General features: G+C 66.3%; 25 protein-coding genes and 1 riboswitch. Of the genes, 17 read left to right on the forward strand and 8 right to left on the reverse strand.

Annotated features, from left to right (window positions below; genetic code table 11):
* Positions 1–33: 33 nt before the first annotated feature.
* Positions 34–924, reverse strand: a complete 891-nt coding sequence (gene ppk2, locus AC6HZP_RS03650; RefSeq protein WP_497526726.1) for a polyphosphate kinase 2 — start codon at positions 922–924, stop codon at positions 34–36.
* A 436-nt stretch (positions 925–1,360) separates the two neighbouring features.
* Between ppk2 and AC6HZP_RS03655 the strand changes: the two genes are divergently transcribed.
* The 7 genes from AC6HZP_RS03655 to phoB all read left to right on the forward strand — a co-directional run bounded on the left by AC6HZP_RS03655 (position 1,361) and on the right by phoB (position 8,129).
* A complete protein-coding gene (locus tag AC6HZP_RS03655; RefSeq protein ID WP_497525437.1) occupies positions 1,361–2,695 on the forward strand; it encodes an ATP-binding protein in 1,335 nt (444 codons plus the stop codon).
* A 144-nt stretch (positions 2,696–2,839) separates the two neighbouring features.
* Positions 2,840–3,889 carry a phosphate ABC transporter substrate-binding protein PstS gene (pstS, locus tag AC6HZP_RS03660; RefSeq protein WP_497525438.1) on the forward strand — a complete coding sequence of 350 codons (1,050 nt, stop codon included), beginning with the start codon at positions 2,840–2,842 and terminating at the stop codon, positions 3,887–3,889.
* A 125-nt stretch (positions 3,890–4,014) separates the two neighbouring features.
* A complete protein-coding gene (pstC, locus tag AC6HZP_RS03665) occupies positions 4,015–4,968 on the forward strand; it encodes a phosphate ABC transporter permease subunit PstC (protein ID WP_497526727.1) in 954 nt (317 codons plus the stop codon).
* Between the two features lie 11 nt (positions 4,969–4,979).
* On the forward strand, positions 4,980–5,873 hold the full coding sequence (gene pstA / locus AC6HZP_RS03670; protein WP_497525439.1) for a phosphate ABC transporter permease PstA: 894 nt from the start codon (positions 4,980–4,982) through the stop codon (positions 5,871–5,873).
* Complete coding sequence (gene pstB, locus AC6HZP_RS03675) at positions 5,870–6,655, forward strand: phosphate ABC transporter ATP-binding protein PstB (RefSeq protein WP_497525440.1); 786 nt, start codon at positions 5,870–5,872, stop codon at positions 6,653–6,655. The genes pstA and pstB overlap by 4 nt, the downstream gene beginning before the upstream one ends.
* Positions 6,656–6,680: 25 nt before the next feature.
* Entirely contained in the window at positions 6,681–7,397 is a 717-nt protein-coding gene (phoU, locus tag AC6HZP_RS03680; RefSeq protein WP_497525441.1) for a phosphate signaling complex protein PhoU, read from the forward strand.
* A gap of 33 nt (positions 7,398–7,430) precedes the next feature.
* On the forward strand, positions 7,431–8,129 hold the full coding sequence (gene phoB / locus AC6HZP_RS03685) for a phosphate regulon transcriptional regulator PhoB (protein ID WP_201402288.1): 699 nt from the start codon (positions 7,431–7,433) through the stop codon (positions 8,127–8,129).
* Between the two features lie 445 nt (positions 8,130–8,574).
* On the opposite strand, the gene AC6HZP_RS03690 is transcribed toward phoB, so the two are convergent.
* Positions 8,575–9,108, reverse strand: a complete 534-nt coding sequence (locus AC6HZP_RS03690) for a GcrA family cell cycle regulator (RefSeq protein ID WP_497525442.1) — start codon at positions 9,106–9,108, stop codon at positions 8,575–8,577.
* Positions 9,109–9,516: 408 nt separating this feature from the next.
* Here AC6HZP_RS03690 and AC6HZP_RS03695 point away from each other — a divergent pair, with 408 nt between their 5' ends.
* The 3 genes from AC6HZP_RS03695 to AC6HZP_RS03705 are packed head-to-tail and all read left to right on the forward strand — an operon-like array spanning position 9,517 to position 12,671.
* Entirely contained in the window at positions 9,517–10,749 is a 1,233-nt protein-coding gene (locus tag AC6HZP_RS03695) for an aspartate aminotransferase family protein (protein WP_497525443.1), read from the forward strand.
* A 15-nt stretch (positions 10,750–10,764) separates the two neighbouring features.
* Positions 10,765–11,688: an ornithine carbamoyltransferase gene (gene argF / locus AC6HZP_RS03700; RefSeq protein WP_201402291.1), complete on the forward strand. Its 924-nt coding sequence runs from the start codon at positions 10,765–10,767 to the stop codon at positions 11,686–11,688.
* The gene (locus tag AC6HZP_RS03705; protein ID WP_201402292.1) at positions 11,688–12,671 is read left to right on the forward strand and encodes an Hsp33 family molecular chaperone; all 984 of its coding nucleotides are present in this window, start codon (positions 11,688–11,690) and stop codon (positions 12,669–12,671) included. Before argF ends, AC6HZP_RS03705 begins: the two co-directional genes overlap by 1 nt.
* Positions 12,672–12,876: 205 nt before the next feature.
* Here the strand turns inward: AC6HZP_RS03705 and apaG are convergent, their stop codons facing one another.
* On the reverse strand, positions 12,877–13,269 hold the full coding sequence (gene apaG, locus AC6HZP_RS03710) for a Co2+/Mg2+ efflux facilitator ApaG/CorD (RefSeq protein WP_201402293.1): 393 nt from the start codon (positions 13,267–13,269) through the stop codon (positions 12,877–12,879).
* A gap of 222 nt (positions 13,270–13,491) precedes the next feature.
* On the opposite strand from apaG, the gene mscL reads away from it, so the two are divergent.
* Positions 13,492–13,902 carry a large conductance mechanosensitive channel protein MscL gene (mscL, locus tag AC6HZP_RS03715; protein ID WP_201402294.1) on the forward strand — a complete coding sequence of 137 codons (411 nt, stop codon included), beginning with the start codon at positions 13,492–13,494 and terminating at the stop codon, positions 13,900–13,902.
* Between the two features lie 155 nt (positions 13,903–14,057).
* Positions 14,058–15,224 carry a pyridoxal phosphate-dependent aminotransferase gene (locus tag AC6HZP_RS03720; RefSeq protein ID WP_497526728.1) on the forward strand — a complete coding sequence of 389 codons (1,167 nt, stop codon included), beginning with the start codon at positions 14,058–14,060 and terminating at the stop codon, positions 15,222–15,224.
* A gap of 133 nt (positions 15,225–15,357) precedes the next feature.
* Here the strand turns inward: AC6HZP_RS03720 and hemA are convergent, their stop codons facing one another.
* The 3 genes from hemA to AC6HZP_RS03735 form a co-directional block, all read right to left on the reverse strand.
* Positions 15,358–16,647 carry a 5-aminolevulinate synthase gene (gene hemA, locus AC6HZP_RS03725; protein WP_497525444.1) on the reverse strand — a complete coding sequence of 430 codons (1,290 nt, stop codon included), beginning with the start codon at positions 16,645–16,647 and terminating at the stop codon, positions 15,358–15,360.
* A 264-nt stretch (positions 16,648–16,911) separates the two neighbouring features.
* Complete coding sequence (locus tag AC6HZP_RS03730) at positions 16,912–17,601, reverse strand: hypothetical protein (protein WP_497525445.1); 690 nt, start codon at positions 17,599–17,601, stop codon at positions 16,912–16,914.
* 193 nt (positions 17,602–17,794) lie between these two features.
* Entirely contained in the window at positions 17,795–18,991 is a 1,197-nt protein-coding gene (locus AC6HZP_RS03735; protein ID WP_497525446.1) for an O-succinylhomoserine sulfhydrylase, read from the reverse strand.
* Between the two features lie 59 nt (positions 18,992–19,050).
* Positions 19,051–19,131: riboswitch (SAM riboswitch) on the reverse strand.
* A 109-nt stretch (positions 19,132–19,240) separates the two neighbouring features.
* Here AC6HZP_RS03735 and AC6HZP_RS03740 point away from each other — a divergent pair.
* Positions 19,241–20,326 (forward strand): 2'-deoxycytidine 5'-triphosphate deaminase, encoded by a 1,086-nt coding sequence (locus tag AC6HZP_RS03740; RefSeq protein ID WP_497525447.1) that lies wholly within the window; start codon positions 19,241–19,243, stop codon positions 20,324–20,326.
* Positions 20,327–20,654: 328 nt separating this feature from the next.
* Here AC6HZP_RS03740 and AC6HZP_RS03745 read toward each other — a convergent pair whose 3' ends face one another.
* On the reverse strand, positions 20,655–21,443 hold the full coding sequence (locus tag AC6HZP_RS03745) for a 2-keto-4-pentenoate hydratase (protein ID WP_497525448.1): 789 nt from the start codon (positions 21,441–21,443) through the stop codon (positions 20,655–20,657).
* 198 nt (positions 21,444–21,641) lie between these two features.
* Between AC6HZP_RS03745 and AC6HZP_RS03750 the strand changes: the two genes are divergently transcribed.
* From AC6HZP_RS03750 to AC6HZP_RS03765, 4 genes are all read left to right on the forward strand, one after another.
* Positions 21,642–22,427 carry an SDR family oxidoreductase gene (locus AC6HZP_RS03750; RefSeq protein ID WP_497525449.1) on the forward strand — a complete coding sequence of 262 codons (786 nt, stop codon included), beginning with the start codon at positions 21,642–21,644 and terminating at the stop codon, positions 22,425–22,427.
* Between the two features lie 21 nt (positions 22,428–22,448).
* Positions 22,449–23,057, forward strand: a complete 609-nt coding sequence (locus AC6HZP_RS03755) for a hypothetical protein (RefSeq protein WP_497525450.1) — start codon at positions 22,449–22,451, stop codon at positions 23,055–23,057.
* A 33-nt stretch (positions 23,058–23,090) separates the two neighbouring features.
* Positions 23,091–24,356 carry a glycerate kinase type-2 family protein gene (locus AC6HZP_RS03760; RefSeq protein ID WP_497525451.1) on the forward strand — a complete coding sequence of 422 codons (1,266 nt, stop codon included), beginning with the start codon at positions 23,091–23,093 and terminating at the stop codon, positions 24,354–24,356.
* A gap of 308 nt (positions 24,357–24,664) precedes the next feature.
* Positions 24,665–25,300: an outer membrane protein gene (locus tag AC6HZP_RS03765; protein ID WP_497525452.1), complete on the forward strand. Its 636-nt coding sequence runs from the start codon at positions 24,665–24,667 to the stop codon at positions 25,298–25,300.
* Between the two features lie 46 nt (positions 25,301–25,346).
* Here the strand turns inward: AC6HZP_RS03765 and AC6HZP_RS03770 are convergent, their stop codons facing one another.
* Positions 25,347–25,739, reverse strand: a complete 393-nt coding sequence (locus tag AC6HZP_RS03770; protein ID WP_497525453.1) for a glyoxalase superfamily protein — start codon at positions 25,737–25,739, stop codon at positions 25,347–25,349.
* Positions 25,740–25,804: the final 65 nt, after the last annotated feature.

Below are 25,804 nucleotides of genomic sequence, written 5' to 3' on the forward strand. Positions count from 1 at the left end.
ACCGAAGGCAAAACTTCGGCAGCCTTCCCTCCGTCAGGAGCCCTTTTTCAGGAACTTCAGACCCTGTCCGAGGATGAGCGGATCGGGCTCGCGCACCACCGATTTGTCGCGGCCGGGATAGTCGATCTGGCCCAGCACGTGGCGGATGATGTTGAGCCGGGCGCGCCGCTTGTCGTTGGCAAGCACCACGGTCCAGGGCGTCGCCTCGTTGTGGCAGGCCTCGAGCATCGTGTCGCGCGCCTTGGAATAGTCCTTCCACTTGCCGAGTGCTGCATAGTCCATCGGCGACAGCTTCCAGATCTTGAGCGGATTGTGCCGCCGCTCGTGGAACCGCTTCAGCTGCATCTCCTGGCCGATATCGAGCCAGAACTTGAACAGGATCGTGCCGGACTGGACGAGCGCCTGCTCGAAATAGGGAACCTGCTTCAGGAAGATCTTGTGCTCTTCCGGCGTGCAGAAGCCCATGACGATCTCGACGCCGGCGCGGTTGTACCAGGAGCGGTCGAAGGTGACGATCTCGCCCGCCGTCGGCAGCTCCGCGACATAGCGCTGGAAATACCACTGGCCGCGCTCGGTCTCGGTCGGCTTCGGCAGGGCGACGTCGCGCGCGGTGCGCGGGTTGAGATATTGCCGCAGCGCGAAGATGGCGCCGCCCTTGCCGGCGGCGTCGCGGCCCTCGAACACCATGACGACCTTGAGGCCCTTCTCGATGACGTGGTGCTGTAGCTTGACCAGCTCGATCTGCAGCGCCGTCAGGTCCTCGTCGTATTTCTCCGACTTCAGCGTCTTGTCATAGGGATAGCCGCCCGACTTGAGGGCGGTGTCGGCGACCCATTCGGGCAGGACGGGATTGTCGAGATCGAAGGAGCCGAGCTTGGTCTCGATCGGCGCGGCGTCGAAGGTCGGCTCGAGCTGCTTGGGCAGCGGCGGAGCGGCCTCCGGCTTGCCGTTGTTGTCGCTCTTCTCGCCCTTGTCGTCCTTGGTTCCCTTGTCTTTCTTATCGTTCTTGTCGTCCTTCTTGCTCTCCTTGGCGTCTTTGGCGTCCTTGCCATTCTTGCCGTTCTTGCGCTTGTCGCCCTTGTCCGGCTTGTCCTGCTTGCCGGACGCCTCGTCGGCGGAGACGATGACTTCCGCCGTCGTGCCGTTTTCGGTCTTCGGATCCTCGGAAGTGCTGTCGCCGGCCCCGGACGCCGCGGATCTGGACTTTGTCTTCCCTGCATTGGCCATGTCGGCTCCGATCTCCTAAGTATGCCCTGCGCGGGACACTGCCACGATGTCATCTGCTTGTCCTGTTCGACATGCGATGATGAGCCGGCATTGCTGTCGCGGGACGGCGGATTGGGATGAAACGGAATTGTTGATGGCCGATAACGAAGGGTTGGCGGAAGAGCGGGAGATTGACGGCGACAGGGGAGGGCTCGCGGCTCGCCTGCTCGACGCGCGCGCCTTTTTCATGATGCTGGCGGCGCTCCTGCTGCTGCTCGTGCTGATCGGCCAGATCCGCGCCGTCGTCGCCGGCATCCTGCTCGCCTGCACCCTCGGCTTCTTCGCCGTCTTCGTGCGCGGCCGCGAGGCGCGCCCCGTTCGGCTGAAGAGCCGCCAGCCGCCCTCGATCTGGCCCGAGACCGGCGTCAAGCGCATGGCGGACGCGTTGCCGGAACCCTGCATCATCCTCGATCGGCGCGGCGTCGTGCGCTATGCCAACAGCCGCGCCGAGGGCGCGTTTCCGATCCGGCCGGGCGATCCGCTGACTTTCCGGCTGCGCGCGCCCGATTTCGTCGGCGCCTTCGACCGCGTCGCCGCCGGCGGCCCGGCCGAGAAGGTCGAGTTCCTCGAGCGCGGCCCGACCGAGCGCTGGTACGAGGCCTGGTTCTCGCCGCTCGAGCCGGCAGCCCATGCCGACAACGACCGCAGCGGCTTCATCGTGCTGATCTTCTCCGACCTGACCGAGCAGCGCGTCAGCGAGAAGATCCGCGTCGATTTCGTCGCCAATGCCAGCCACGAGCTGCGCACGCCGCTGGCCTCGCTCTCCGGCTTCATCGAGACGATGCAGGGCCCGGCCCGCGACGACGCCGTGGCGCGCGAGCGCTTCCTCGGCATCATGCACGACCAGGCGACCCGGATGAGCCGGCTCATCGACGACCTGCTGTCGCTGTCGCGCATCGAGATGAAGGCGCATATGCGGCCGGAGACGCCCGTCGACGTTTCCCGCGTCATTCGCGGTGTCGTCGACGCGCTGGAGCCGCTGGCGCGCGATCTCGGCGTGACGATCGAAACCAACCTGCCGGAAACGCCGCTGGTGGTGCCGGCCGATCGCGACGAGCTGGTGCAGGTCTTCCAGAACCTGATCGAGAACGGCTGCAAATACGGCCGCTCCGGCAAGCGCGTGCTGGTGACGGCGATCCCGGCGGTCGGCGGGCGCGGCGGCCCGGTCGTCTCGGTGCGCGATTTCGGCGCCGGAATCCCGGCCGAACACCTGCCGCGGCTGACCGAGCGCTTCTATCGCGCCGACATCCAGGCGAGCCACGCCCAGCGCGGCACCGGGCTCGGCCTCGCCATCGCCAAGCATATCCTCAACCGGCACCGCGCCAGGCTTCTGATCGAAAGCCGGGCAGGAGAGGGGTCGACCTTCACTGTCGCATTCACCACGCAACTTGCGGTGCCGGATTCGATGGCTCTTGAGAAAGTGAAGTGATTACAGGGGCTTGCACTGTCACAAAACAGTAATGGGACTGTCATAGAACCATAACGTGTGACCTCTACGGTCCCCTCGCGTCCCGGTCGTCTGCGGCGGGGACAAGCAACCGCAAGTCCCGAACCTTCGTCAGGGAGACGTCAGGTGAAACTCAAGAACTTCGCTCTCGCCGCCGGCCTTTTCGCCGCCGCCATCGGCCTCGGTTCGGCCCAGGCCGCCGACATCTCCGGCGCCGGCGCGACCTTCCCGTATCCGGTCTACGCCAAGTGGGCGGATGCCTATAAGAAGGAAACCGGCATCGGCATGAACTACCAGTCGATCGGTTCCGGCGGCGGCATCAAGCAGATCAAGGCCAAGACGGTCACCTTCGGCGCCTCCGACGCTCCGCTGAAGCCGGAAGAGCTCGAGAAGGCCGGCCTGGTCCAGTTCCCGACCGTCATCGGCGGCGTGGTTCCGATCATCAACGTCCCCGGCCTGAAGCCCGGCGAGCTCGTCCTCGACGGCCAGACGCTGGCCGACATCTTCCAGGGCAAGATCGCCAAGTGGAACGACGAGGCGATCAAGAAGCTCAACCCGTCGCTGACGCTGCCGGACATCGCGATCGCCGTCGTGCGCCGCTCGGACGGTTCGGGCACCAGCTTCGTCTTCACGACCTACCTGTCGCAGGTCTCGAAGGCCTGGGCTGACGAGATCGGCGCTGCTTCGGCCGTCGAATGGCCGGTCGGCCTCGGCGCCAAGGGCAATGAGGGCGTCGCCGCCAATGTCGGCCAGACCCAGGGTTCGATCGGCTACGTCGAGTATGCCTTCGCCGCCCAGAACGGCATGTCCTACGCCAAGCTCGTCAACAAGGACGGCCAGACGGTTGCTCCGGACGCGGCCAACTTCGCCGCCGCCGCCGCCAACGTCGATTGGGCCAATGCTCCCGGCTACTACGTCCTGCTGACGAACGAGCCCGGCGCGACCTCCTGGCCGATCACCGCCGCCACCTTCATCCTCGTCTACGCCAAGCCGGACAACGCGGCCGACGTCGCCGAAGCCCTCAAGTTCTTCAACTGGGCCTACGACAAGGGCGACAAGATGGCTGAAGAGCTGCACTACATCCCGCTGCCGGACGCGGTCGTCGCCAACATCAAGGCGACCTGGGCCAAGGACATCCTTGGCGCCGACGGCAAGCCGGTCTTCGCGGCCAACTAAGCCGAGCTGATCAGGAAGAGGGGCGCGCTGCCCCTCTTCTTCCTCGTGACAAATATTGGCTCCGTATGCGGAACCGGGAAAACAACATGGTCGATGCAGCGATGACGGGCGTGACCAGCGCCGGCATGGATGATGCCAAGCTGAAACGCATGCGCCGGTTCAGGGCCGGAGACGCCACCTTCAGGGGACTGACCTTCGGCGCCGCGACGCTGGTCCTGCTGCTTCTCGGCGGCGTGATCCTGTCGCTGATCCACGGCTCGATCCCGGCGCTCTCGACCTTCGGCCTGGGCTTCCTCACCTCCCAGTCCTGGAACCCGGTCACCGAGAAATTCGGCGCGCTCGCGCCCATCTACGGCACGGTGGTGACGTCCATCATCGCGCTTCTGGTCGCCGTGCCGGTCGGCATCGGCATCGCCATCTTCCTGACCGAGCTGTGCCCGCCCTGGCTGAAGCGTCCGATCGGCGTCGCCATCGAACTGCTCGCCGGCATCCCCTCGATCATCTACGGCATCTGGGGCCTGTTCGTCTTCGCCCCGTTCTTCCAGACCAACATCCAGCCCTTCCTGATCGACGTGTTCGCGCCGATCCCGGTGCTGAACGGCCTGTTCGCCGGCCCGCCCTACGGCATCGGCGTGCTGACCGCCGGCTTCATCCTGGCGATCATGGTGCTGCCCTTCATCACCTCGATCACCCGCGACGTGTTCGACACGGTTCCGCCGGTGCTGAAGGAGGCGACCTACGGCCTCGGCTGCACGACGTCGGAAGTCGTCACCAAGGTGGTGCTGCCCTATACCCGCGTCGGCGTCATCGGCGGCATCATGCTCGGCCTCGGCCGCGCGCTCGGCGAGACGATGGCCGTCACCTTCGTCATCGGCAACGCCCACAAGATCTCCGCCTCGATCATGGCGCCCGGCACGACCATCTCGGCCTCGATCGCCAACGAATTCACCGAAGCCGTCGGCGACCTCTACACCTCGTCGCTGATCGCGCTCGGCCTGATCCTCTTCGTCATCACCTTCATCGTTCTCGCCGCGGCGCGCCTGCTGCTGCTGCGCATGAACGTCAAAGCCGGCAATTGAGGCGCGCGACCATGGCAAGCACTCTCAGCACAACCGGATATTCAGCCGCCTCGACGCCCGCCGCCCAGGCGATCTATCGCCGCCGCCGGCGCGGCAACGCCGTCCTGCTGACGCTCTCCGTCGGCGCCACCGCCTTCGGCCTGGCCTGGCTGGTGCTCATCCTGGGCGCGCTGCTCTACCAGGGCCTCAGCGGCCTCTCGCTGGCGGTGTTCACGGAAATGACGCCGCCGCCCGGCTCGGCCGGCGGCCTGCTGAACGCCATCTGGGGTAGCCTCCTGATGACCTTCGGCGGCGTCATCATCGGCACGCCGATCGGCATCCTCGCCGGCACCTACATGTCGGAATACGGCCGCAACAACAAGCTGACGACGATCGTCCGCTTCATCAACGACATCCTGCTGGCGGCGCCCTCGATCGTCATCGGCCTGTTCGTCTACGAGGTCATGGTCGTCCAGATGGGCCACTTCTCGGCGCTCGCCGGCATGGTCGCCCTCGCCATCCTGGTGATCCCGGTCGTCGTCCGCACCACGGAAGACATGCTCAACCTGGTGCCGAACCAGCTGCGTGAAGCGGCCGCGGCGCTCGGCCTGCCGCGCTCGGTCATGATCCGCCACGTCGCCTACAAGGCCGCGATGTCCGGCATCGTCACCGGCGTGCTGCTGGCGATCGCCCGCGTCTCCGGCGAGACCGCCCCGCTGCTCTTCACGGCGCTGAACAACCAGTTCTGGAGCACCAACCTCAACGCGCCGATGTCGTCGCTGCCGGTGACCATCTTCCAGTTCGCGCTGTCGCCCTATCCGGATTGGCAGAAGCTCGCCTGGACCGGCGCCCTCCTCATCACCTTTACCGTGCTGGCACTCAACATCGTCGCCCGCGCCTTCCTCAGCCCCAAGGCTTCCAAATGACCCAGACCGCGATGAACACGGCCGGCATGGCCGAGAAGATCTCGATCCGTAATCTGAAGTTCTTCTACGGCGACAACCTGGCGCTGAAGACGATCAACCTGCCGCTCTACGAGAAGAAGGTCACGGCGTTCATCGGCCCGTCGGGCTGCGGAAAGTCGACGCTGCTGCGGGTCCTCAACCGCATGTACGACCTCTACCCGCGCCAGCGCGCCGAGGGCGAGGTGATCTTCGACGGCCAGAACGTGCTGAACCCCGACCAGGACCGCAACATGCTGCGCGCCCGCGTCGGCATGGTGTTCCAGAAGCCGACGCCGTTCCCGATGTCGATCTACGAGAACATCGCCTTCGGCATCCGCCTCTACGAGAACATCTCGCGCTCCGAGATGGACGGCCGGGTCGAGGCGGCGCTGACGCGCGGCGCGCTCTGGAACGAGGTCAAGGACAAGCTGCATTCGAGCGGCCTCAGCCTCTCGGGCGGCCAGCAGCAGCGCCTCTGCATCGCCCGCACCATCGCGGTGCGGCCGGAAGTCGTGCTGTTCGACGAGCCCTGCTCGGCGCTCGATCCGATCTCGACCGCGAAGATCGAGGAACTGATCGACGAGCTGACGACCGACTACACGATCGCCATCGTCACGCACAACATGCAGCAGGCGGCGCGCGTCTCCGACTACACCGCCTTCATGTATCTCGGCGAGCTGATCGAGTTCGACGAGACGACGAAGATCTTCACGTCGCCGAGCGACAAGCGCACCCAGGACTACATCACCGGACGCTTCGGCTGAGGCCGGGCGGACGTAGGAGCACGAGATGTCCGAACATATTGTTTCCCGCTACGACGAAGAGCTCAATGACGTCGCCCGCCGCATCGCCGAGATGGGCGGCATGGCGGAGCGCCTGGTCGACGTTGCCGTCGGTGCTCTGATCCGGGTCGACACGGCCACCGCCAAGCAGGTGATCGCCGACGACAAGAAGCTCGACGCACTGCAGCGCGAATGCGAAGAGCGCGCCATCATGATCATCGCCCGGCGCCAGCCGATGGCGATGGACCTGCGCGAAGTCATCGCGGCGCAGCGCATCGCCAGCGATCTCGAGCGCATCGGCGATCTGGCCAAGAACATCGCCAAGCGCGTCATGGCGCTCGATGGCCAGCTCCAGTCGAAGCGCTTCAACACCGGCGTCGAGCACATGGCGGAGCTGTCGCTGACCCAGCTCAAGGACGTGCTGGACGCCTATGCGAGCCGCGACGTCGACCAGGCCTATGAAGTCTGGAAGCGCGACGAAGAAATCGACGCCATGTACACGTCGCTCTTCCGCGAGCTTCTGACCTACATGATGGAAGATCCGCGCAACATCACCTTCTGCACGCATCTCCTGTTCTGCGCCAAGAACATCGAGCGCATCGGCGATCACGCCACCAACATCGCCGAGACGGTCTACTATGTCGTCACCGGCCAGGTGCTCGCCGAAGACCGCCCGAAGCAGGACGAGTCGAGCACGACTGCCGTCAACTATGAGAAGAACTGACGGTATCGTCAGCCACACCCCAGGAATTCGTGAATGACGCCACGCGTTATGATCGTCGAGGATGAGGAGGCGCTGAGCCTCCTCCTCCGTTACAATCTGGAAGCGGAAGGGTACACGGTCGAGGTCGTGCCGCGCGGCGATGACGCCGAGATGCGCCTCCTCGAAACCGTGCCCGACCTGCTGCTGCTCGACTGGATGCTGCCGGGGATCTCCGGCATCGAGCTCTGCCGCCGGCTCCGTGCCCGCGACGCCACGCGCACGCTGCCGGTGATCATGCTCACCGCCCGCGGCGAGGAGCAGGAGCGCATCCGCGGTCTCGCCACCGGCGCCGACGACTATGTCGTCAAGCCGTTCTCCGTGCCGGAGCTGATGGCGCGCGTGCGGGCGATCCTGCGCCGCTCGCGGCCCGAGGTGATCGCCACGCTGCTGCGCGCCGGCGACATCGAGCTCGATCGCGAGACGCACCGCGTCCGCCGCTCGGGGCGCGAGCTGCATCTCGGCCCGACCGAGTTCCGCCTGCTCGAATATCTGATGAAGAGCCCCGGCCGCGTGTTTTCACGCGAACAGTTGCTGGATGGGGTCTGGGGTCGTGACGTCTATGTCGACGAGCGCACCGTCGACGTCCATATCGGCCGCCTGCGCAAGGCGGTGAACCGCGGCCGCGTCAAGGATCCGATCCGCACCGTGCGCGGCTCCGGCTATTCCTTCGACGACCAGTTCGCGATGGCCTGAGGCAACCACTCCGCGTGAACCCTCCCCTTGAGGGAGGGTCGCCAGATGCGAGATAGTCCGGGGGGCTGCCGTGGCTGCCTCCGGCACGGCTTCTTCCGGGGAGGACCACCTCCTGCCTTCGCCTCCCCCTGAGGGGGAGGTCGGACCGCAGGTCCGGGAGAGGGTTTAGGGAACCCTCCGGATAGACCGTAAACCCTCACCCGCCGCACTTCGTGCGTCGACCTCTCCCTCAGGGAGAGGTGAGGGGCGAGCTTCGGATCCGCCTTCAAGAGCTAAAGAACAAGAAGCCGCGTGCGGGACAGAATCCCGGCGCGGCTTTCTGTTGTTGGCAAGGGGAGGCCGGAAAACAAATCGGCCGTGCGCCTCGATGGAGGACGGCACGGCCGGGATTGCGGCTGGTCTCGTCGGCGCGCCAGGCGCCGGAGCCAGCGTCAGGCCGGCGCGATCAGGCGCCGACGGCCTTCTTCTGGCGGCGGTCATGCACCGGCTGGTAGGCGACGCGCGAATGATATTCGCAGTAGGGAATGCCGGAGTTCGACCGCTGGCCGCAGAAATGGAAATCCTCGGTGCTCGGGTCGCCGATCGGCCATTTGCAGGTCTGTTCGGTGAGCGTGAGGATCGTGGCATGCAGGCTGATCGGCACGACGACGTCGTCCGAGCCGGCCGGGCGGGGCATGCGCCGCGGTTCCGGCACGATCTGGCCGAGCGGCTTCAGCGCGGTATTGCCCGCCACCAGCGGCCTGACAGGATTGGGGCGGCCCGTCGTTGCGGATCGGCCATTGCTGGTCGTCGCAGGCTTGCGGGCGCGAGCCACCGGCGTCGAAGCCGGCTTGGCGCGACCCGACAGGCTCAGCCGATGTACCTTGCCGATGACCGCATTGCGCGTTACGCCGCCAAGCTCCGAGGCGATCTGGCTCGCGCTCAAACCGTCGGTCCAGAGCTTCTTCAGCAACTCAACCCGTTCGTCCGTCCAAGTCATAGCGTGTCCTTGTCGGTCGGAGCGATACCCGGAATCCTGTCGCGGTCGTCGGCCAGGGGGCATGACGACTTTGAACGCGATACTTGGGTCAGGGGGAGGTACCGGCTCGATATTTCGTATCTTAACGGTTATTAAGATACTATATGGCCTGACTCGGTGACAAGAGTCGGCAGGAATCCTAGATGTGGATCCTTGCGTTTTCCCCAACTTGCGGTCTCGGCCCCGAACCGTGAGTCGGGTCAATCGCTTAGCCGCCGCCGAGGCCCCTCCGCCGCCGTTTTCATTGACACAAAACGTCACGACCGTGATATAAGGGCAACGCAAAAAGGTGCTGCCCGGCGCGTCGGCCTCGGGTGGCACTTTTGATTTTTGGCACCCATTTCCGTGGTTTCATCCGAAGGAGGGGATATGAACGCCCCCGATAGCAGCGTAAAAAAGACCTCGTCCAGCCTCTTTGACACCTTTGCGCGTGCACCGCTCGAGTTCGAGCGAGGCGAGGGGGCCTGGGTCTTTACGCGAGACGGGGACGCTTATCTCGATTTCTCCGCCGGCATCGCGGTGAACACGCTCGGCCATGCCAACCCGGTCCTTGTGCAGGCGCTGACCGAACAGGCCGGCAAGCTCTGGCACACGTCGAACCTGTTCCGGATCCCCGGCCAGGAGAAGCTCGCCGACACGCTGGTCGCCAACTCCTTCGCCGACCGCGTCTTCTTCGCCAATTCGGGCGCCGAGGCCAACGAGGCCGCGATCAAGACGGCGCGGCGCTACCACTATGTCAACGGCCAGCCCGAGCGGTTCCGCATCCTCACCATCGAGGGCGCGTTCCACGGCCGGACGCTGGCGACGCTCGCCGCCGGCGGTCAGCAGAAATATCTCGACGGCTTCGGCCCGAAGGCGGACGGTTTCGACCAGGTGCCGTTCGGCGACATGGCGGCGATCAAGGCGGCGGTGACGCCGGCGACGGCGGCGATCATGATCGAGCCGATCCAGGGCGAAGGCGGCGTGCGCTCCTTCCCGACCGATTTCCTGCGCGAGCTCCGGGCGCTTTGCGACGCCGAGGGCATGCTGCTGATCATGGACGAGGTCCAGACCGGCATTGGCCGCACCGGCAAGCTGTTCGCCTATGAGTGGACTGGCATCGCCCCGGACATCCTGACGGCGGCCAAGGGCATCGGCGGCGGCTTCCCGCTCGGCGCGTGCTTGGCCACCAACGAGGCGGCCAAGGGCATGACGCCCGGCACGCACGGCACCACCTTCGGCGGCAATCCGCTGGCGATGGCGGTCGGCAATGCCGTGCTCGACGCGGTGCTCGCCGACGGCTTCCTCGAGCATGTGCGCGAGACCGCGCGCTATCTGAGCCAGCGCCTCGGCGGGCTGATCGACAGCCATCCCGGCGTCGCCGACGGCATTCGCGGCGAGGGCCTCTTGATTGGCATTCACGCGCTGAAGCCGATCCCCGAGGTCGTCGCGGCGCTGCGCGACCAGCACATGCTGGCGGCCGGCGCCGGCGACAACGTGCTCCGCCTGCTGCCGCCGCTCAACATCGGCAAGGCCGAAGTCGATGCGGCGATCGACAGGATGGACGCCGCCTTCACCGCAATCGAAGCCGCCGCCGCCGATGCGGCGCGGCAATCCGCATAAGCGGGACGGGGCATCATGGTTCGGCATTTTCTCGACCTGACAGAGTTCGATTCCGCGACGCTTCGGCAGATCATGGAAGGCGCGAAGCGCATCAAGGCGTCCCGCAACGGGGCGCTCGACGGCGTCGGCCCGCTCGCCGGCAAGGTGCTGGCGCTGATCTTCGAGCAGCCCTCGACCCGGACGCGCGTCTCCTTCGACGTCGGCATGCGCGAGCTCGGCGGCCAGACGCTGATGCTCACCGGCGCCGAGATGCAGCTCGGCCGCGGCGAGACCATCGCCGATACGGCGAAGGTGATGTCGCGCTACGTCAACGGCATCATGATCCGTATCCTCGATCACGATGCGCTGGCGGAGCTCGCGCGCAACGCCACGGTTCCGGTCATCAACGGGCTGACGCGCCGCTCGCATCCCTGCCAGGTCATGGCCGACATCCTCACCTATGAGGAGCATCGCGGCCCGATCACCGGCAAGACGGTGGCCTGGCTCGGCGACAGCAACAATGTGCTCGCCTCCTGGGTGCACGCCTCGGCGCGCTTCGATTTCCGCCTGAAGATCGCGACGCCGGAGGAGCTGGCGCCGGCGCACAGCCTGCTCGACTGGGCGCGCTCGCATGGCGGCGAGGTCATCGCCGGCGAGGATCCGCATGACGCGGCGGCCGATGCCGATTGCATCGTCACCGACACCTGGGTCTCGATGGGCGACAACGAGGCCGAACGGCGGCACAATCTCCTGAAGCCGTACCAGGTTAACGCCCGCCTGATGGCGCGCGCCAAGCAGGACGCGCTGTTCATGCATTGCCTGCCCGCCCATCGCGGCGAGGAGGTGACGGCCGAGGTGATGGACGGACCGCAATCGGTCGTCTTCGACGAGGCTGAAAACCGGCTGCACGCGCAGAAGGGCATTCTTGCCTGGTGCCTGGGTGGCCCGGAGGCACTCTGATGGAAAAACTTGAACCCGTAGATACCGGCGCGATCGACGCGGCCGGCGACGATGCCGTGCTGCCCTTCGCGGTCGAGGGGCTGGACGTGCGCGGCCGCGCCATCCAGATGGGGCCGGCGCTGTCGGCGCTTCTGGCGCGGCACGACTATCCGCTGCCGGTGTCGAAGCTGCTCGGCGAGGCGGTCGTCCTTGCCGTGCTGCTCGGCTCGTCGCTGAAGTTCCAGGGCCAGTTCCTGCTGCAGACGCAGACCGACGGCCCCGTCGACATGCTGGTCGTCGACTACCGCACGCCCGGCAACATCCGCGCCTATGCCCGCTTCGACAAGGAGCGGGTCGCGGCAATGGAGGCGGAGGGCACGCTGAAGCCGGAGCTGCTACTCGGCAACGGCATCCTCGCCATGACCATCGACCAGGGCGAGTTCACCAGCCGCTACCAGGGCATCGTCAAGCTCGACGGCGCCAGCCTGGAAGAGGTGGCGCACGCCTATTTCGCCCAGTCCGAGCAGATCCCGACGATCGTCCGCCTGGCGGTCGCCGAGATGATGACGCGCGAGGACGGCGGCGCCGCGCATAGCTGGCGCGCCGGCGGCATGATGGTGCAGTTCCTGCCGCAGTCCGGCGCCGGTCATCGCGACCTGCCGGGCGGCGATGTCCCGGACGGCCACGAGGTCGAGGGCGAGGAGAGCGACGCCTGGGCCGAGGCCACCTCGCTGGTCTCGACCGTCGAAGATCACGAGCTGATCGATCCCGAGGTCCCGGTCGAGCGGCTGCTCTACCGGCTGTTCCACGAGCGCGGCGTCCGCGTGTTCGAGGCTTCGGCGGTGCGGGACCAGTGCTCCTGCTCGCGCGACCGGATCGAGGGCGTGCTGCGCGGCTTCTCGGCCGAGGAAATCACCGACAGCATCGAGAACGACGAGATCGCCGTCACCTGCGAGTTCTGCGGCGCCAAGTACAGCTTTGAGCCGCAGGAATTTCTGGGCTGAGGAGCTGCCCTCGGACGGGGCGACTGGCTTGCTTCACCTCTCCCTGAGGGAGAGGTCGACGGCCGAAGGCCGGCGGGTGAGGGTTTACGGCCTCACCGGATGGTTTCCTAAACCCTCTCCCGGACCTGCGGTCCGACCTCCCCCTCAGGGGGAGGTGAAGAGAGGCTTGCACCCCGGGATGGATTTCAGGCCTCTCGCGTGCCGCTCAGTGCAGCACGCGGGCGGCGTTCGGCATGTCGAGCGAGAAGGCGGGGATGTCGACGGAGAACATCTCGCCGTCCTCGGTCTGCATCTGGTACGTGCCGACCATGATGCCCGACGGGGTCGAGAGCGGGCAGCCGCTGGTGTATTCGAAGCTCTCGCCGGGCTTCAGCGACGGCTCCTTGCCGACGACGCCGACGCCGCGCACTTCCTCGGTATGGCCGCGCCCGTCTGTGATGCGCCAGCAGCGCGAGCGCAGCTTCACGTTCTCCAGGCCGAGATTGACGATCTCGATCGTATACGCCCAGACATAGCGACCTTCGCCCGGCGAGGAATCGTCCTCGACGAAGCTGGGCTGCACGGTGACCTGGATCGATCGCGTGACGGTTCGATACATCGGTTGTTCTCGACAATGGTGCGAGGCTCTTAGCCCCTGCCGAGCCGGCCCGTCAATCGTGCTCGACGCCGCAGGCGAGCCGGGCATCCACACGGCTTTCCATCCCGCAAAACAGCATTGCGTAGGTAAAGCGCACACGTTTCGCGCGCCATATGGCTGCGCTATAGTCTGGATGGTCGTGAATCGAGCTTGCCGCGCGAGCCGGGCAAAAGGAACATTTGCATGCTGAAGGAATTCAAAGAGTTTGCCCTCAAGGGCAACGTGGTCGACCTGGCCATCGGTATCATTATCGGCGCCGCCTTCAGCGGGCTGGTCAACTCGATAGTCAACGACATCATCATGCCGATCATCGGTGTGATCACGGGCGGTATCGACTACACCAACAAGTACATCCAACTGGCCGGTGAGCCGCAGGCGACCCTCGACGCCGCCCGCAAGGCCGGCGCCACCGTCGCCTATGGCAACTTCCTGACGCTGCTGATCAACTTCATCATCGTCGCCTGGATCCTGTTCCTGATCGTCAAGGGCATGAACCGCATGAAGCGCGAGAAGGCCGCAGCCCCGGCCCCGGTCGCGACGCCCGAGGACGTGGCGCTGCTGCGCGAGATCCGCGACCTGCTTGCCAAGAAGTAGGACCCGCGAAGGATAAATTTGCGTCTTCGCAGCAAACGGCGGCCCTTGGCCGCCGTTTTGTCTTGGTTGTCGGCTAAGTTCCCGCCTGTCACCGAACAAAGACGCCGAGGGTCCGGGGGGATCCGGCGCCTCAGCCATTGGAAACGTGCGTGTCCATTCACACCGCATTGAATACGCTGCGCCCGGAAGCGAGCCAGGCTCCGGAAAGCGGCATCGTCGAGGTCTTCAACTATGGCCGCGATCGCGCCGGCCTGATCCCGCTCTGGGTCGGCGAGGGCGATCTGCCGACGCCGGCCTTCATCAGCGAGGCGGCGCAGGCCGGGCTCAACGCGGGCGAGACCTTCTACACGCACCAGCGCGGCATTCCCGAACTGCGGCAGGCGCTGGCCGGCTATCACGAGCGCCTCTACGGCCGCCCGTTCGATCCCGAGCGCTTCTTCGTCACCTCGGGTGGCATGCCGGCGATCCAGATCGCGTTGCGCATGGTGGCGGGCCATGGCGACGAGGTCGTCGTGCCGACGCCGGCCTGGCCGAACTTCGCCGCTGCCGCCGAAGTCGGCGCCGCCAAGGTTGTCGAGGTGCCGCTCACCTATGGCAATGCCGGCTGGACGCTCGATCTCGATCGCTATTTCGAGGCGGTGACGCCGCGCACCAAGGCGCTCTTCCTCAACTCGCCCTGCAACCCGACCGGCTGGACGGCGACGCGTGACGAGCTGCAGGCGATCCTCGATTTCGCGCGGGCGCGCGGGCTCTGGATCGTCTCCGACGAGGTCTATACGCGCTTCTTCTACGAGGGCGACCGCTCGCCGTCCTTCTACGACATCGCCGAGCCGGATGACCGCATCCTCTACGTCAACACCCTGTCGAAGAACTGGGCGATGACCGGCTGGCGCGTCGGCTGGCTGTCGGCGCCGCCGGTCTTCGGCCAGGTGATCGAGAACCTCGTGCAATATTCAAGCTCCGGCACGCCGAAGTTCCTGCAGCGCGGCGCGGTCGCGGCGCTCGACCAGGGCGACGCCTTCATCGATTTCCAGCGCCAGCGGGCGACGGAAGCGCGCGAGATCGTCTGTTCGGGGCTGGAGAAGACGGGCCGGGTGCGGCTGGTCCGCCCGGCCGGCGCGTTCTACGCGTTCTTCGCCGTCGACGGCGAGCCGGATACGCGGGCGCTGGCGCTGCGCCTGGTTGACGAGGCCGGCGTCGGCCTGGCGCCGGGCGGTGCCTTCGGCGCCGGCGGCGACGGCTTCATGCGCCTCTGCTACCTGCGCGATCTCGACCAGATCCGCGAAGCGACGCGCCGCCTGGCGGATTGGCTGGCGAAGTAGTCGAGGACGCGCCGCACCGTCTTTCTGAACCCTCCCCTTGAGGGAGGGTTTCAAGGAGAGAGCCTCCCAACCGCGAACACAAAAAAAGGCCCGCCGATCGCTCGGCGGGCCTTTTTTATGGGCAACGAGGCGCTCAGCCACCGGCGGGCGGGAACACGTCGAAATGCGAGCTGCCGCCATTGGCGACCATGCGGCCGGCATTGGCGGGCGCGGTGCGGCCGAGCGGCAGCCAGAGGCGGTGCCAGACATCGATTAGCGCGTCGCGCAGGCCTTCGATCAGCTTCTCGTCATGCGCCGGCGTCGGCGTGATGCGCAGGCGCTCGGTGCCGCGCGGCACGGTCGGGTAGTTGATCGGCTGGATATAGATGCCGTGCTCTTCGAGCAGCATGTCGGAGGCGCGCTTGCAGAGATCGGGATTGCCGACGAAGAGCGGCACGATATGCGTCTCGGACGGCATCACCGGCAGGCCGGCATGGATCAGGATCGACTTGGTCAGCTGCGCGTGCTTCTGCTGCAGGTCGCGCTCGAGCTGCGAGGTCTTCAGATGGCGGATCGAGGCGGTGGTCGCAGCGGCGATCGCCGGCGGCAGCGCCGTCGTGAAGATGAAGCCCGGCGCATAGGAGCGCACGGCGTCGACGACGGCGCGGCTCGCCGTGATGTAGCCGCCGAACGTGCCGAACGCCTTGGCCAGCGTGCCCTCGATGACGTCGATGCGGTGCATGACGCCCTCACGCTCCGAAATGCCGCCGCCGCGCGGGCCGTACATGCCGACCGCGTGGACTTCGTCGATATAGGTCATGGCGCCGTACTTCTCGGCGAGGTCGCAGATGCCTGCGATCGGCGCGACGTCGCCGTCCATCGAATAGACGCTCTCGAAGACGATCAACTTGGCGCGGCCCGGGGCCGCTTCCTTGAGCAGCTGCTCGAGATGCTCGAGGTCGTTGTGGCGGAAGATGCGCTTCTGCGCGCCGGAACGGCGGATGCCTTCGATCATCGAGGCATGGTTCAGCTCGTCCGACAGGATCAGGCAGTCGGGCAGCAGCTTGGCGATGGTCGAGATCGCGGCGTCGTTCGAGACGAAGCCGGACGAGAAGACGAGGCCGGCTTCCTTGCCGTGCAGGTCGGCGAGCTCGGCCTCGAGTTCGACGATGGGATGGCTGTTGCCGGAGATGTTGCGCGTGCCGCCGGCGCCGGTGCCGAGGCCCTGCGCCGTTTCCGCCATCGTGCGGACGACGTCGGGGTGGTGGCCCATGCCGAGATAGTCGTTCGAGCACCAGATGGTGATTTCGCGCGCGCCACGCTCCGAACGCCAGATCGCGTGCGGAAACCGCCCGACAATGCGTTCGAGATCGGCGAAGACGCGATAGCGCTTCTCGGAGTGGAGAGCGTCGATCGCATCCACGAAAAACGATTGATAGTCCATCAGCAGCGCCCGCTTTTTGGATGGGTTCCAAACTAGAGCAGGACGACGAATCTGTCCAACATTCGTTTGGCATGGCGGCAGCCATCTGGCGCCAGTAATCACGGACGAAGCGGCCCCGCCACTGCGCAATTCAGCGCATGGACAATATGACCAACCAACATCGACACGACCAAGTGTCGACAAGCCTATCCTTGGAAGCGTGCGTGCCGCTTGACGCAGATCAAGCGGCACGAGGCAGTTGTTGCGGCAGCGTGCCGGAGCGGCTCAGAACGACCGCTTGTAACCGAAGGCGACGTTGATCTTGTCGCCCTTCAGCCCGTTCCCGGTATCCTTCCAGCTGTAGCCGGCATTGGTGTAGACCGAATTATAGGCATCGAACGAATAGGTGATGCCGGTGGCGGCCTTCGGCGTGATCCACTGATAGTCGAACGCGTCGCGATAGCGCAGGTTGAACACGTTCCAGGTCCATTGCGAGTTCAGCTTCAAATCGCCCGCGAGGTAGAACGCGTAGTAGAGCGCATTCGAATCCTTGTGGTCGCCGAGGCCGGTCGCGTCCCAGGTGTCGCCAAGGCCGACCGAGGGGGTCAGCGTGAACTTGTCGAATTTGAACTTATAGCCGCCAGTCACTTCGGCATAATATTGCTGCGTGTCGTCTTCCTTGAGCGTCGCCTGGAGCGAACCGCCGAGCACCCAGACGCCGCCGAACGTGTGCGACAGGCTGGCCTTCACCGCCGTATCGGCATAATTGCCGAGCGCGTTTGAACCGCTCGAGCGGCCGTAGAATTCCGGGCTCGCCTCGATGCCGAAGGTGGTTGTCGGCGCGGTCGGCGCCTCGATCGCGCCGTCCGGAACCTTGACGGCGCCAAGATCGGCAGCCGAAGCGGCAAAGGTCCCAAGGACCAGCGCACTGGCCGACAAAATGCCGGCCGACAGGATGTGACGTGGTGTCGTCATGGATATGGTTCCCAAAAAGGCATCAAAAAATCAGCCTCCGGCCGGTCTGGGGATACCCCAGCGGGTGGTCGGTTCCATCGCCCCGTGACGGAATTATAGGACCGGCGCGAACCATATGTGACAGCTTGGTGACTCGCGGCCGCCGGCCGCGAATCCCCGGAGTTGTGTGGTTTTTGCTACGCCTGCTGGCTTGCTAAGCTTGGTCGAGCGCGAGGCTGATGTCCTCGATGAGGTCGTCCGGATCTTCGAGGCCGATCGACAGGCGCAGCATGCCGGGCGTGATGCCGAAGCCGAGGCGCGCTTCCTCGGTCAGGCGCTGGTGCGTTGTCGTCGAAGGGTGGGTGATCAGGCTCTTGGCGTCGCCGAGATTGTTGGAGATCGTCACGACCTCCATGGCGCTGGCGACGCGGAACGCCGCGTCCTTGCCGCCATCGACCTCGAAGGCAATCAGCGTCGAGCCGGCGCCCATCTGCTTCTTGACGATGTCGGCCTGCGGATGGTCGGCGCGGCCGGGATAGATCAGCCTGGCGATCTTCGGATGGCCGGCGATGGCGTCGGCGATCTTCGCGGCGCTCTCGGTCTGCCGGCGGACGCGGATATCGAGCGTCTCCAGGCCCTTGAGCAGCACCCAGGCGTTGAAGGCCGAGAGGGTCGGCCCGGTCTGGCGCAGGAAATTGTGCAGATGGTCGTTCACATAGGCCTCATCCGCCGACAGGATGATGCCGCCGAGCACACGGCCCTGGCCGTCGATGTGCTTGGTGCCGGAATAGACGACGACGTCGGCGCCGAGCTTGATCGGCTGCTGCCAGATCGGCGTCGCGAACACGTTGTCGACGATGAGCAGCGCGCCGGCCTCATGCGCGATGTCAGCCACCGCGGCGATGTCGATCACTTCCAGCGTCGGATTGGTCGGGCTTTCGAGGAAGAAGGCCTTGGTGTTCGGCCGGACAGCGTCGCGCCACTGGTTCAGATCTGTGCCGTCGACCAGCGTCGACTGAACGCCGAAGCGCGGCAGCAGGTCCTCGACCACGTAGAGACAGGACGAGAACAGCGCCTTGGCGGCGACGACATGATCGCCGGCCTTCAGCATCGACATCAGCGCGGCGGTGACTGCCGCCATGCCGCTCGCCGTCGCGCGCGCCGCGGCGGCACCTTCCAGCAGGCGGATGCGCTCCTCGAACATGAAGACGGTCGGATTGGAGAAGCGCGAATAGATGAAGCCCGGATCCTCGCCCTTGAAGCGCGCTTCCGCCGCCTCGGCGGTGTCGTAGGCGAAGCCCTGCGTCAGGAACATCGCTTCCGAGATTTCGCCGAATTGCGAACGGAGGGTGCCGCCATGCACGAGCTCCGTGGCGGGGCGGCGGGGGCGCTTTGGCTTGTCTTCGGACATTCTGTTCTGATCCCGATCAAGAAAAACCCGACGCGAGGTCGGGCAAAAATCGGATGTCGGATTTCCGGCAACCGACCTTTTAGCGACATTGTTTAACGTGGCGGCAAGCCGGTCGGCTCAAATAGACCACGATCCATCCGTTTTTTGATATGCCTCCGGCGGCTTGGCGTCAACGGCGACTTCTGCTAACGCGCGACTTGCTGCATTCCCGCCGCTCGCCTATGCAGTGGCATGTGTTACGGAGCGGGCATGTCAAGCGAAGCAGCAATCGGAATTCTCTCGGCCGAGCAGATCGGCGCGAGCCTCGCTGCCGGCGAGATCCGGATCGAACGGCCGCTCGATGCCGACCAGATCCAGCCGGCGAGCCTCGACCTGCGCCTCGGCGCCGTCGCCTATCGCGTCCGCGCCAGCTTCCTGCCCGGCCCGAACGTTCTGGTGAAGGATCGGCTCGCCGAACTCACCCTGCACGCGATCGACCTTGCCAGCGGCTCCGTGCTGGAGACGGGCTGCGTCTATATCGTGCCGCTGCTCGAAAGCCTGGCGCTGCCGGCCGACGTGCAGGCTTCCGCCAATCCGAAATCCTCGACCGGCCGGCTCGATATCTTCACCCGCGTCATCACCGACCGGGCGCAGTCCTTCGACACGATCCCGGCCGGCTATACCGGCCCGCTCTATCTGGAAGTTTCCCCGCGCACGTTCCCGATCGTCGCCCGCACCGGCTCGCGCCTGTCGCAGATCCGTTTTCGTCGCGGCGACACACACCTCGGTGACGTCGAGCTCGCGGCGCTCAACGCCCGCGAACCGCTGGTCAACGGCGATTTCCGCGCATCGGGCGGGCTGCTGCTCTCGATCGACCTCGAAGGCTCGAACGGCATCATCGGCTACCGCGCCAAGCGCCATACCGGCGTCATCGACGTCGACAAGCGCGCCGCCTGCGACGTGCTCGACTACTGGGAGCCGATCCCGGTGCGCGGCAAGGCCGAGCTGATCCTCGATCCCGACCAGTTCTACATCCTCGTGTCGCGCGAGGCGGTGCATGTGCCGCCCGACTATGCCGCCGAGATGGTCGCCTTCGATCCGCTGGTCGGCGAATTCCGCGTCCACTATGCCGGCTTCTTCGATCCCGGCTTCGGCCACCAGGCCGCCGGCGGCGCCGGCAGCCGCGCCGTGCTCGAGGTGCGCAGCCACGAGGTGCCGTTCATCCTCGAACATGGCCAGACGGTCGGCCGCCTCGTCTACGAGAAGATGTCGCAACGGCCTGCCAAGCTCTACGGCAGCGACCTCGGGTCCAACTACCAGGCCCAGGGCCTGAAGCTCTCGAAGCATTTTCGGTAGGGTTGGGCGCAACGGGCATTGGCTTCCGAGCGGGCCGCGTCTTCGCAGGCGGCTGGCGGCGGATGAGGGTGATGTGCTCCGCCGTCATCCCCGCGATGGCGGGGATCCATGCAGCCGAAGCCTCGCAGCGCGAAGCTCCCCGCAACCCGGATGAATGGATCCCGGGTCTCCGCCCGGGATGACGGCGAGCTTTGTCGCAAGCCGTCGCATCATCAAGCCTTCAACGTCAAATCGCCATCAGCGGGACAGCCGGTACCGAGGCAGCTCGGTGCGAAGGGCGGATCCGCTTGTCTGCCGAAGCCGAGCTCCTGTTGCCGGTACAGCCAGACTACTCCGACACCGCCAGCGTTACCCCGCCAAGCCCCGAGATCTCGATCTCGACCTGGTCGCCGGCGTTGAGCCAGCGCGTTTCGACGAGGCTGCCGGTGAGGACGATCTCGCCGGCCCGCAGCATCGTGCCGCGTGCAGAAAGGCTATTGGCGAGCCAGGCCAGAGCCGCCAACGGATGGCCGAGCACGTCAGCGCCGCGCCCGCGCCCGACTTCCTCGTCGTTGATCCGCGTCACGCCGACGACCTCGGCGAGTTCAGGCGCGCCCGCAAACGGGATCGGTTCGCCCAGCACCGATCCGGCGGCGAAGAAATCGTCGGCGATCAGCGTCGGCGTGTCGGTCTTGCGCCAGTCGGCATAGCGGTCGTCGACCAGCTCGATCGCCGCCATGACGCAGTCGACGGCGCCGGCGACATCCTCGACGTGGAAGGGCGCCGGGCCTGGCGCCAGGTCGCGGCCGAGTTTTACGGCGATCTCGCATTCGATGCCGACATGGCAGAAATCCCCGGCCGAGACTTCGACGTCGGAACGATGCGCCGTGCCCTCGAACAGGCCTGCGCCGCAGGGATTGGGGATGCCGAGATAGGTCTGCATCACCGGCGTGGTGCAGCCGATCTTCCAGCCGATCCGCCGGCCATAACGCGTGTGCCTCAGGCGGTCATGCACGGCCGCCTGCACGGCATAGGCCGCCGCCTCGTCGGCGGGGCGGATCGTTTCCGGCACCAGCGCGAGCGGGCGGCGGGCGAGGCGGGCCTCGGCGATCAACGCGGCAGCTTGCTGGTATGGCATGGATCTCTCGAAACGGGCTCTGGGCGGCGGCGGGTTCGAAGCGGGTGGCCGAGTTGCGCTGCCGAGACGAGCCCGGCTAGGATCGCGCCCGGATTGTATCCGTCCGGGCCGGCCAGCGTGCCGTGCCGGGGCGGCGGGGACAAGACCACATAACGAATTCAGCTCGCGAACAGCGGGAACGGGCAGGGAAGTTCGATCATGGAAGCGCGCGTAGACGGCAAGATACTTCTGGTGACGGGCGGCACGCAGGGCGTCGGCCGGGCCGTGGCGCTGGAGGCGGCGCGCTCGGGCGCGGAAGGCGTCATGCTGGTCGGGCGCAACCCGCAGCGCGGCGCGGCGGTCGTGGCCGAGCTGGAGGCACTCGGCGTCGGCGGCGGCTTCGTCTCGGTCGATCTCGCGGCCGCCGATGCCGCCGCGATCGTCCTCGACGCGGCGCTCGACCGCTTCGACCACATCGATGCGCTCGTCAACGCCGCCGCCAGCACCGATCGCGGCTCGATCGTCGACGCCGACATCGATTTCTTCGACACCGTCTACGCCACCAATGTGCGGACGCCGATGTTCCTGATGCAGGGCCTGATCCAGCATTTGCAGGGACGCGGCGCGCCCGGCGCGATCGTCAACATCCTCTCCGTCAACGCCTATGGCGGCACGCCGGAGCTCGGCGTCTATGCCTCGTCCAAGGCGGCGCTGCTGACGCTCACCAAGAACGCCGCCCATTCGCACCGCTTCGACCGCATCAGCGTCAACGGCATCAATCTCGGCTGGGCCGATACGCCGGGCGAGCGCGAGATGCAGGCGGTCAAGCTCGGCAAGGGCGAGGGCTGGCTGGAAGAGGCCGAGGCGATGATGCCCTGGGGCCGGCTGATCAAGCCCGACGACGTCGCCCGCCTGACCCTGTTCCTGATGAGCGACGCCTCGCTGCCGATGACCGGCGCCATCGTCGACCAGATCCAGGACTTTGTCCTCGGCGTGCGCGATTGAGACTTCGGCAGGTCCTCTGACATGCGATTTTCGGGATTGTCGTGCCGGGTCGTCCTCCTCGCGGCGGTCGCGGTCGTTGTCGGCACCGACGCGATGGCGGCCGAAACACCCGCGCCGCCCGTCCGGCGCGATTTTCTCGATGCCGATACCGGGCTCGCCTTCACGGTTCCGCCGGCGCTTGTTCTCGGCGAGCGGCGGGGCCATCCGGGGCATGATTTCGTCGTCGATGTCGACAGCCCCGACCTGCCGCGCGCCGGCACGTCGAAGAGCCTCTGCGGCGTCGGGGTGAAGACGCAGCCGGAGGAGGTACAGGCCTTCGATCAGGCGACGCTGACCTCGCCGGAGATGATCGAGGAGACGATGGAATCGATGCGGACGACGCTCGGCTTCATGGGCCGCATCGAGGCGATCGATCCCGTCGATTTCGGCGCAGGCGTGCGCGGCGTCGCCACCATCGTCGTTCCGCATCTCGGGCCCGACCACGCCAATGTCCGCCAGTACATTGCGATCGCCGAGACGCCCGCCTATCGAATCAGCCTCTCCTGTGCGACCACCGCGGCGGCGATCGACAAGGCGCGCCCGCTTTTCGACGCGCTGGTCGGAACGCTGCGCATTGATACCGCCCGGTGAGCGGGCGTGGCCCTTCCTTGGACAGCATGTGACATGACGCTCGACAAGAATTCTCCCGACCAGGCCATCCTTCGCGCGCTGTTCGACGCCGCGCTTGCCGCCTCGCTGCCGGACGGCCGCTTCGAGGGAAGGCTCCCGGTGGCGCCAAAAGGACGGACGATCGTGCTCGGCGCCGGCAAGGGCGCGGCGCGCATGGTGCGGGCGTTCGAGGATGCCTGGGAGCAGGCCGGCAATCCGGCGCCGGAGGGCCTCGCCGTCACCCGCTATGGGCACGGCACGCCGACCCGCTTCGTCGAGGTGGTGGAAGCCTCGCACCCCGTTCCGGACGCGGCCGGCATGGCGGCGGCGCAGCGCATTCTCGACATCGCCGCTTCGGCCGGCGCCGACGATCTCGTCATCTTCCTGATGTCGGGCGGTGCGTCGTCGCTGCTCGCCCTGCCGGCGCCTGGCCTGACGCTTGAGGACAAGCAGGCGCTGAACCGCGCGCTCTTGAAGAGCGGCGCGCCGATCGGCGCCATGAACCGCGTCCGCAAGGCGCTCTCGGCGATCAAGGGCGGCCGCCTCGCCGCCGCGGCGGCGCCGGCCCGCATGGTGACGTTTCTGATCTCCGACGTGCCGGGCGACGATCCCGGCGCAATCGGCTCGGGCCCGACGATCCCCGAGGCGTCGGATCCCGAAGGCGCGCTGGCGATCCTCGCCGAATACGGCATCGCCGTCGAGCCGCGCATCGAGCAGGCGATCCGCGCCAATGCGGTTTCCGCCGGCGAGGGCGGCGCGGTCGAGATGCTGGCGACGCCGAAGATGGCGCTTGACGCGGCGGCCGATGCGGCGCGGGCGATCGGCCTGACGCCGCTGGTGCTCGGCGACGCGCTCGAGGGCGAGGCGCGCGACGTGGCGCGCGTGCTGGCGGCGATCGGCACCTATGCGGCGGCGCATGACCAGCCGGTGGCAAAACCCTGCGTGATCCTTTCGGGCGGCGAGACCACCGTCACCGTGCGCGGCAAGGGGCGGGGCGGCCGCAACGCCGAGTTTCTGCTGGCGCTCGCCGTAGCGCTCGGCGGCCATGCGGGCATCGCGGCGATCGCCTGCGATACCGACGGCATCGACGGCTCCGAAGACAATGCCGGCGCCTGGATCGACGCCGGCATTCTCGCCGAGGCGAGGGCCAGGGGCATCGACCCGGCGGCGCGCCTCGCCGACAATGACGGCTACGGCTTCTTCCAGGCGCTCGACCGGCTGGTCGTTACCGGTCCGACGCTCACCAACGTCAACGATTTCCGCGCCATCCTGGTGCGATAGGGGACCTGGACCCTCCTTCGAGGCCCGGCTTCGCCGGGCACCTCAGGATGATGGTGGAGTTTCGGGAATACGGTCCGGGAGAGGGTCTCGGGGGCATCGCCCCCCCTCCGCTCGCATCGCGCCTCGATCACCCCTACGATTCTGTTGCAGCGATGCCGCAGCGGCGGCCTGCTTTTCCCCCGCGTCTTGACGGCGGTCGCTCGCATACCGATTTCAGGCTTTCATGGGTCGTGATGCGGACATGTTTCCGCCCCATGGTAGGCATCGGCGGTGGGTATCGACGGAGTTGGGGTTCGAGAGGGTACGAGATGAGGCATCTGTTACTTGCAAGCGCGGCCTTTCTGGCGCTGGCGAACGTGGCTTCGGCCGCGGACATCTCGATCAATGAACCCGTTCCGGTCGCTCCCGCCGCACCGGCCACTTTCGACTGGAATGGCTTCTATGCCGGCGTGCATGGCGGCTTCGGCTGGGGACGCGGCACCAAGGACGCGGATTTCCTCGACAGCGTCAGCGGCGGATTGTTCGGCGTGCAGGCCGGCTACAACTACCAGGTCAATCCCTGGCTGGTCGGCTTCGAGACGGACATCGCCTATAGCGGCCTGAGCGACAACGCCGGCGACGTCGCGCTCGACCTGAACTGGCTCGGCTCGACCACCGCCCGCATCGGCTTCACCTATGACAAGTGGCTGTTCTACGGCAAGGGCGGCATTGCGTATGGCGATGTCGAGGCCAAGGTCGCGGGCGTCGGCTCGGACAGCAAGTGGGCCGTCGGCTGGACGGCCGGCGCCGGCGTCGAATACGGCTTCACGCCGAACCTGACCGGCCGGCTTGAATACGACTATGTCGATCTCGGCAGCAAGACCGTCCTCGACGGCACTCCCGCCCAGGCCGATGTCGGCATCACCTCCAACGCCGTCAAGGCGGGCCTGAACTACAAGTTCTGAACCCATTGCGGGATGCGCGGAAGTCCACCGTCCCCGCAGAGGCGCGCTAGATGCTGTCGTAAGCGACAAAGGAAATCACGTTTCCGTCGGGATCGCGGACGTGAAGGTCCGTTCCGCCCCAAGGTTGTCTGGTCGGCGTCTGGGCGAACTCCACGTCGCGCGCCCGGAACTCCTCGAAAAGCCGCTGGATATCGGAGACCTCGACGGTGGCGAGGATCAAGGACAATTCCCGCGCCGCAAGTTCCGCGAAGTTCGGCTGATGTACGTGGCGAAGGTGTAGGCAGGCAGCCGCCCCGCGCGATACCGAGCCGTAGAATGGCGGTTCGCCATAGAGGAAGTCGATCTCGAAACCGAGCTTCCCTCGGTAGAATTCCGCGCTTTTGGATACGTCGCGAACAAACAGGATCGGGACGAAGGACTTCAGGACCGGGTCGCTCATCAAGGGCCAACCTGCAAATTGCCGCCTGGTGCAGGGTAGCTGCCCATGCGGCGGCTGCAAAGATC

This window comes from Kaistia sp. SLG-1 (assembly GCF_059699055.1).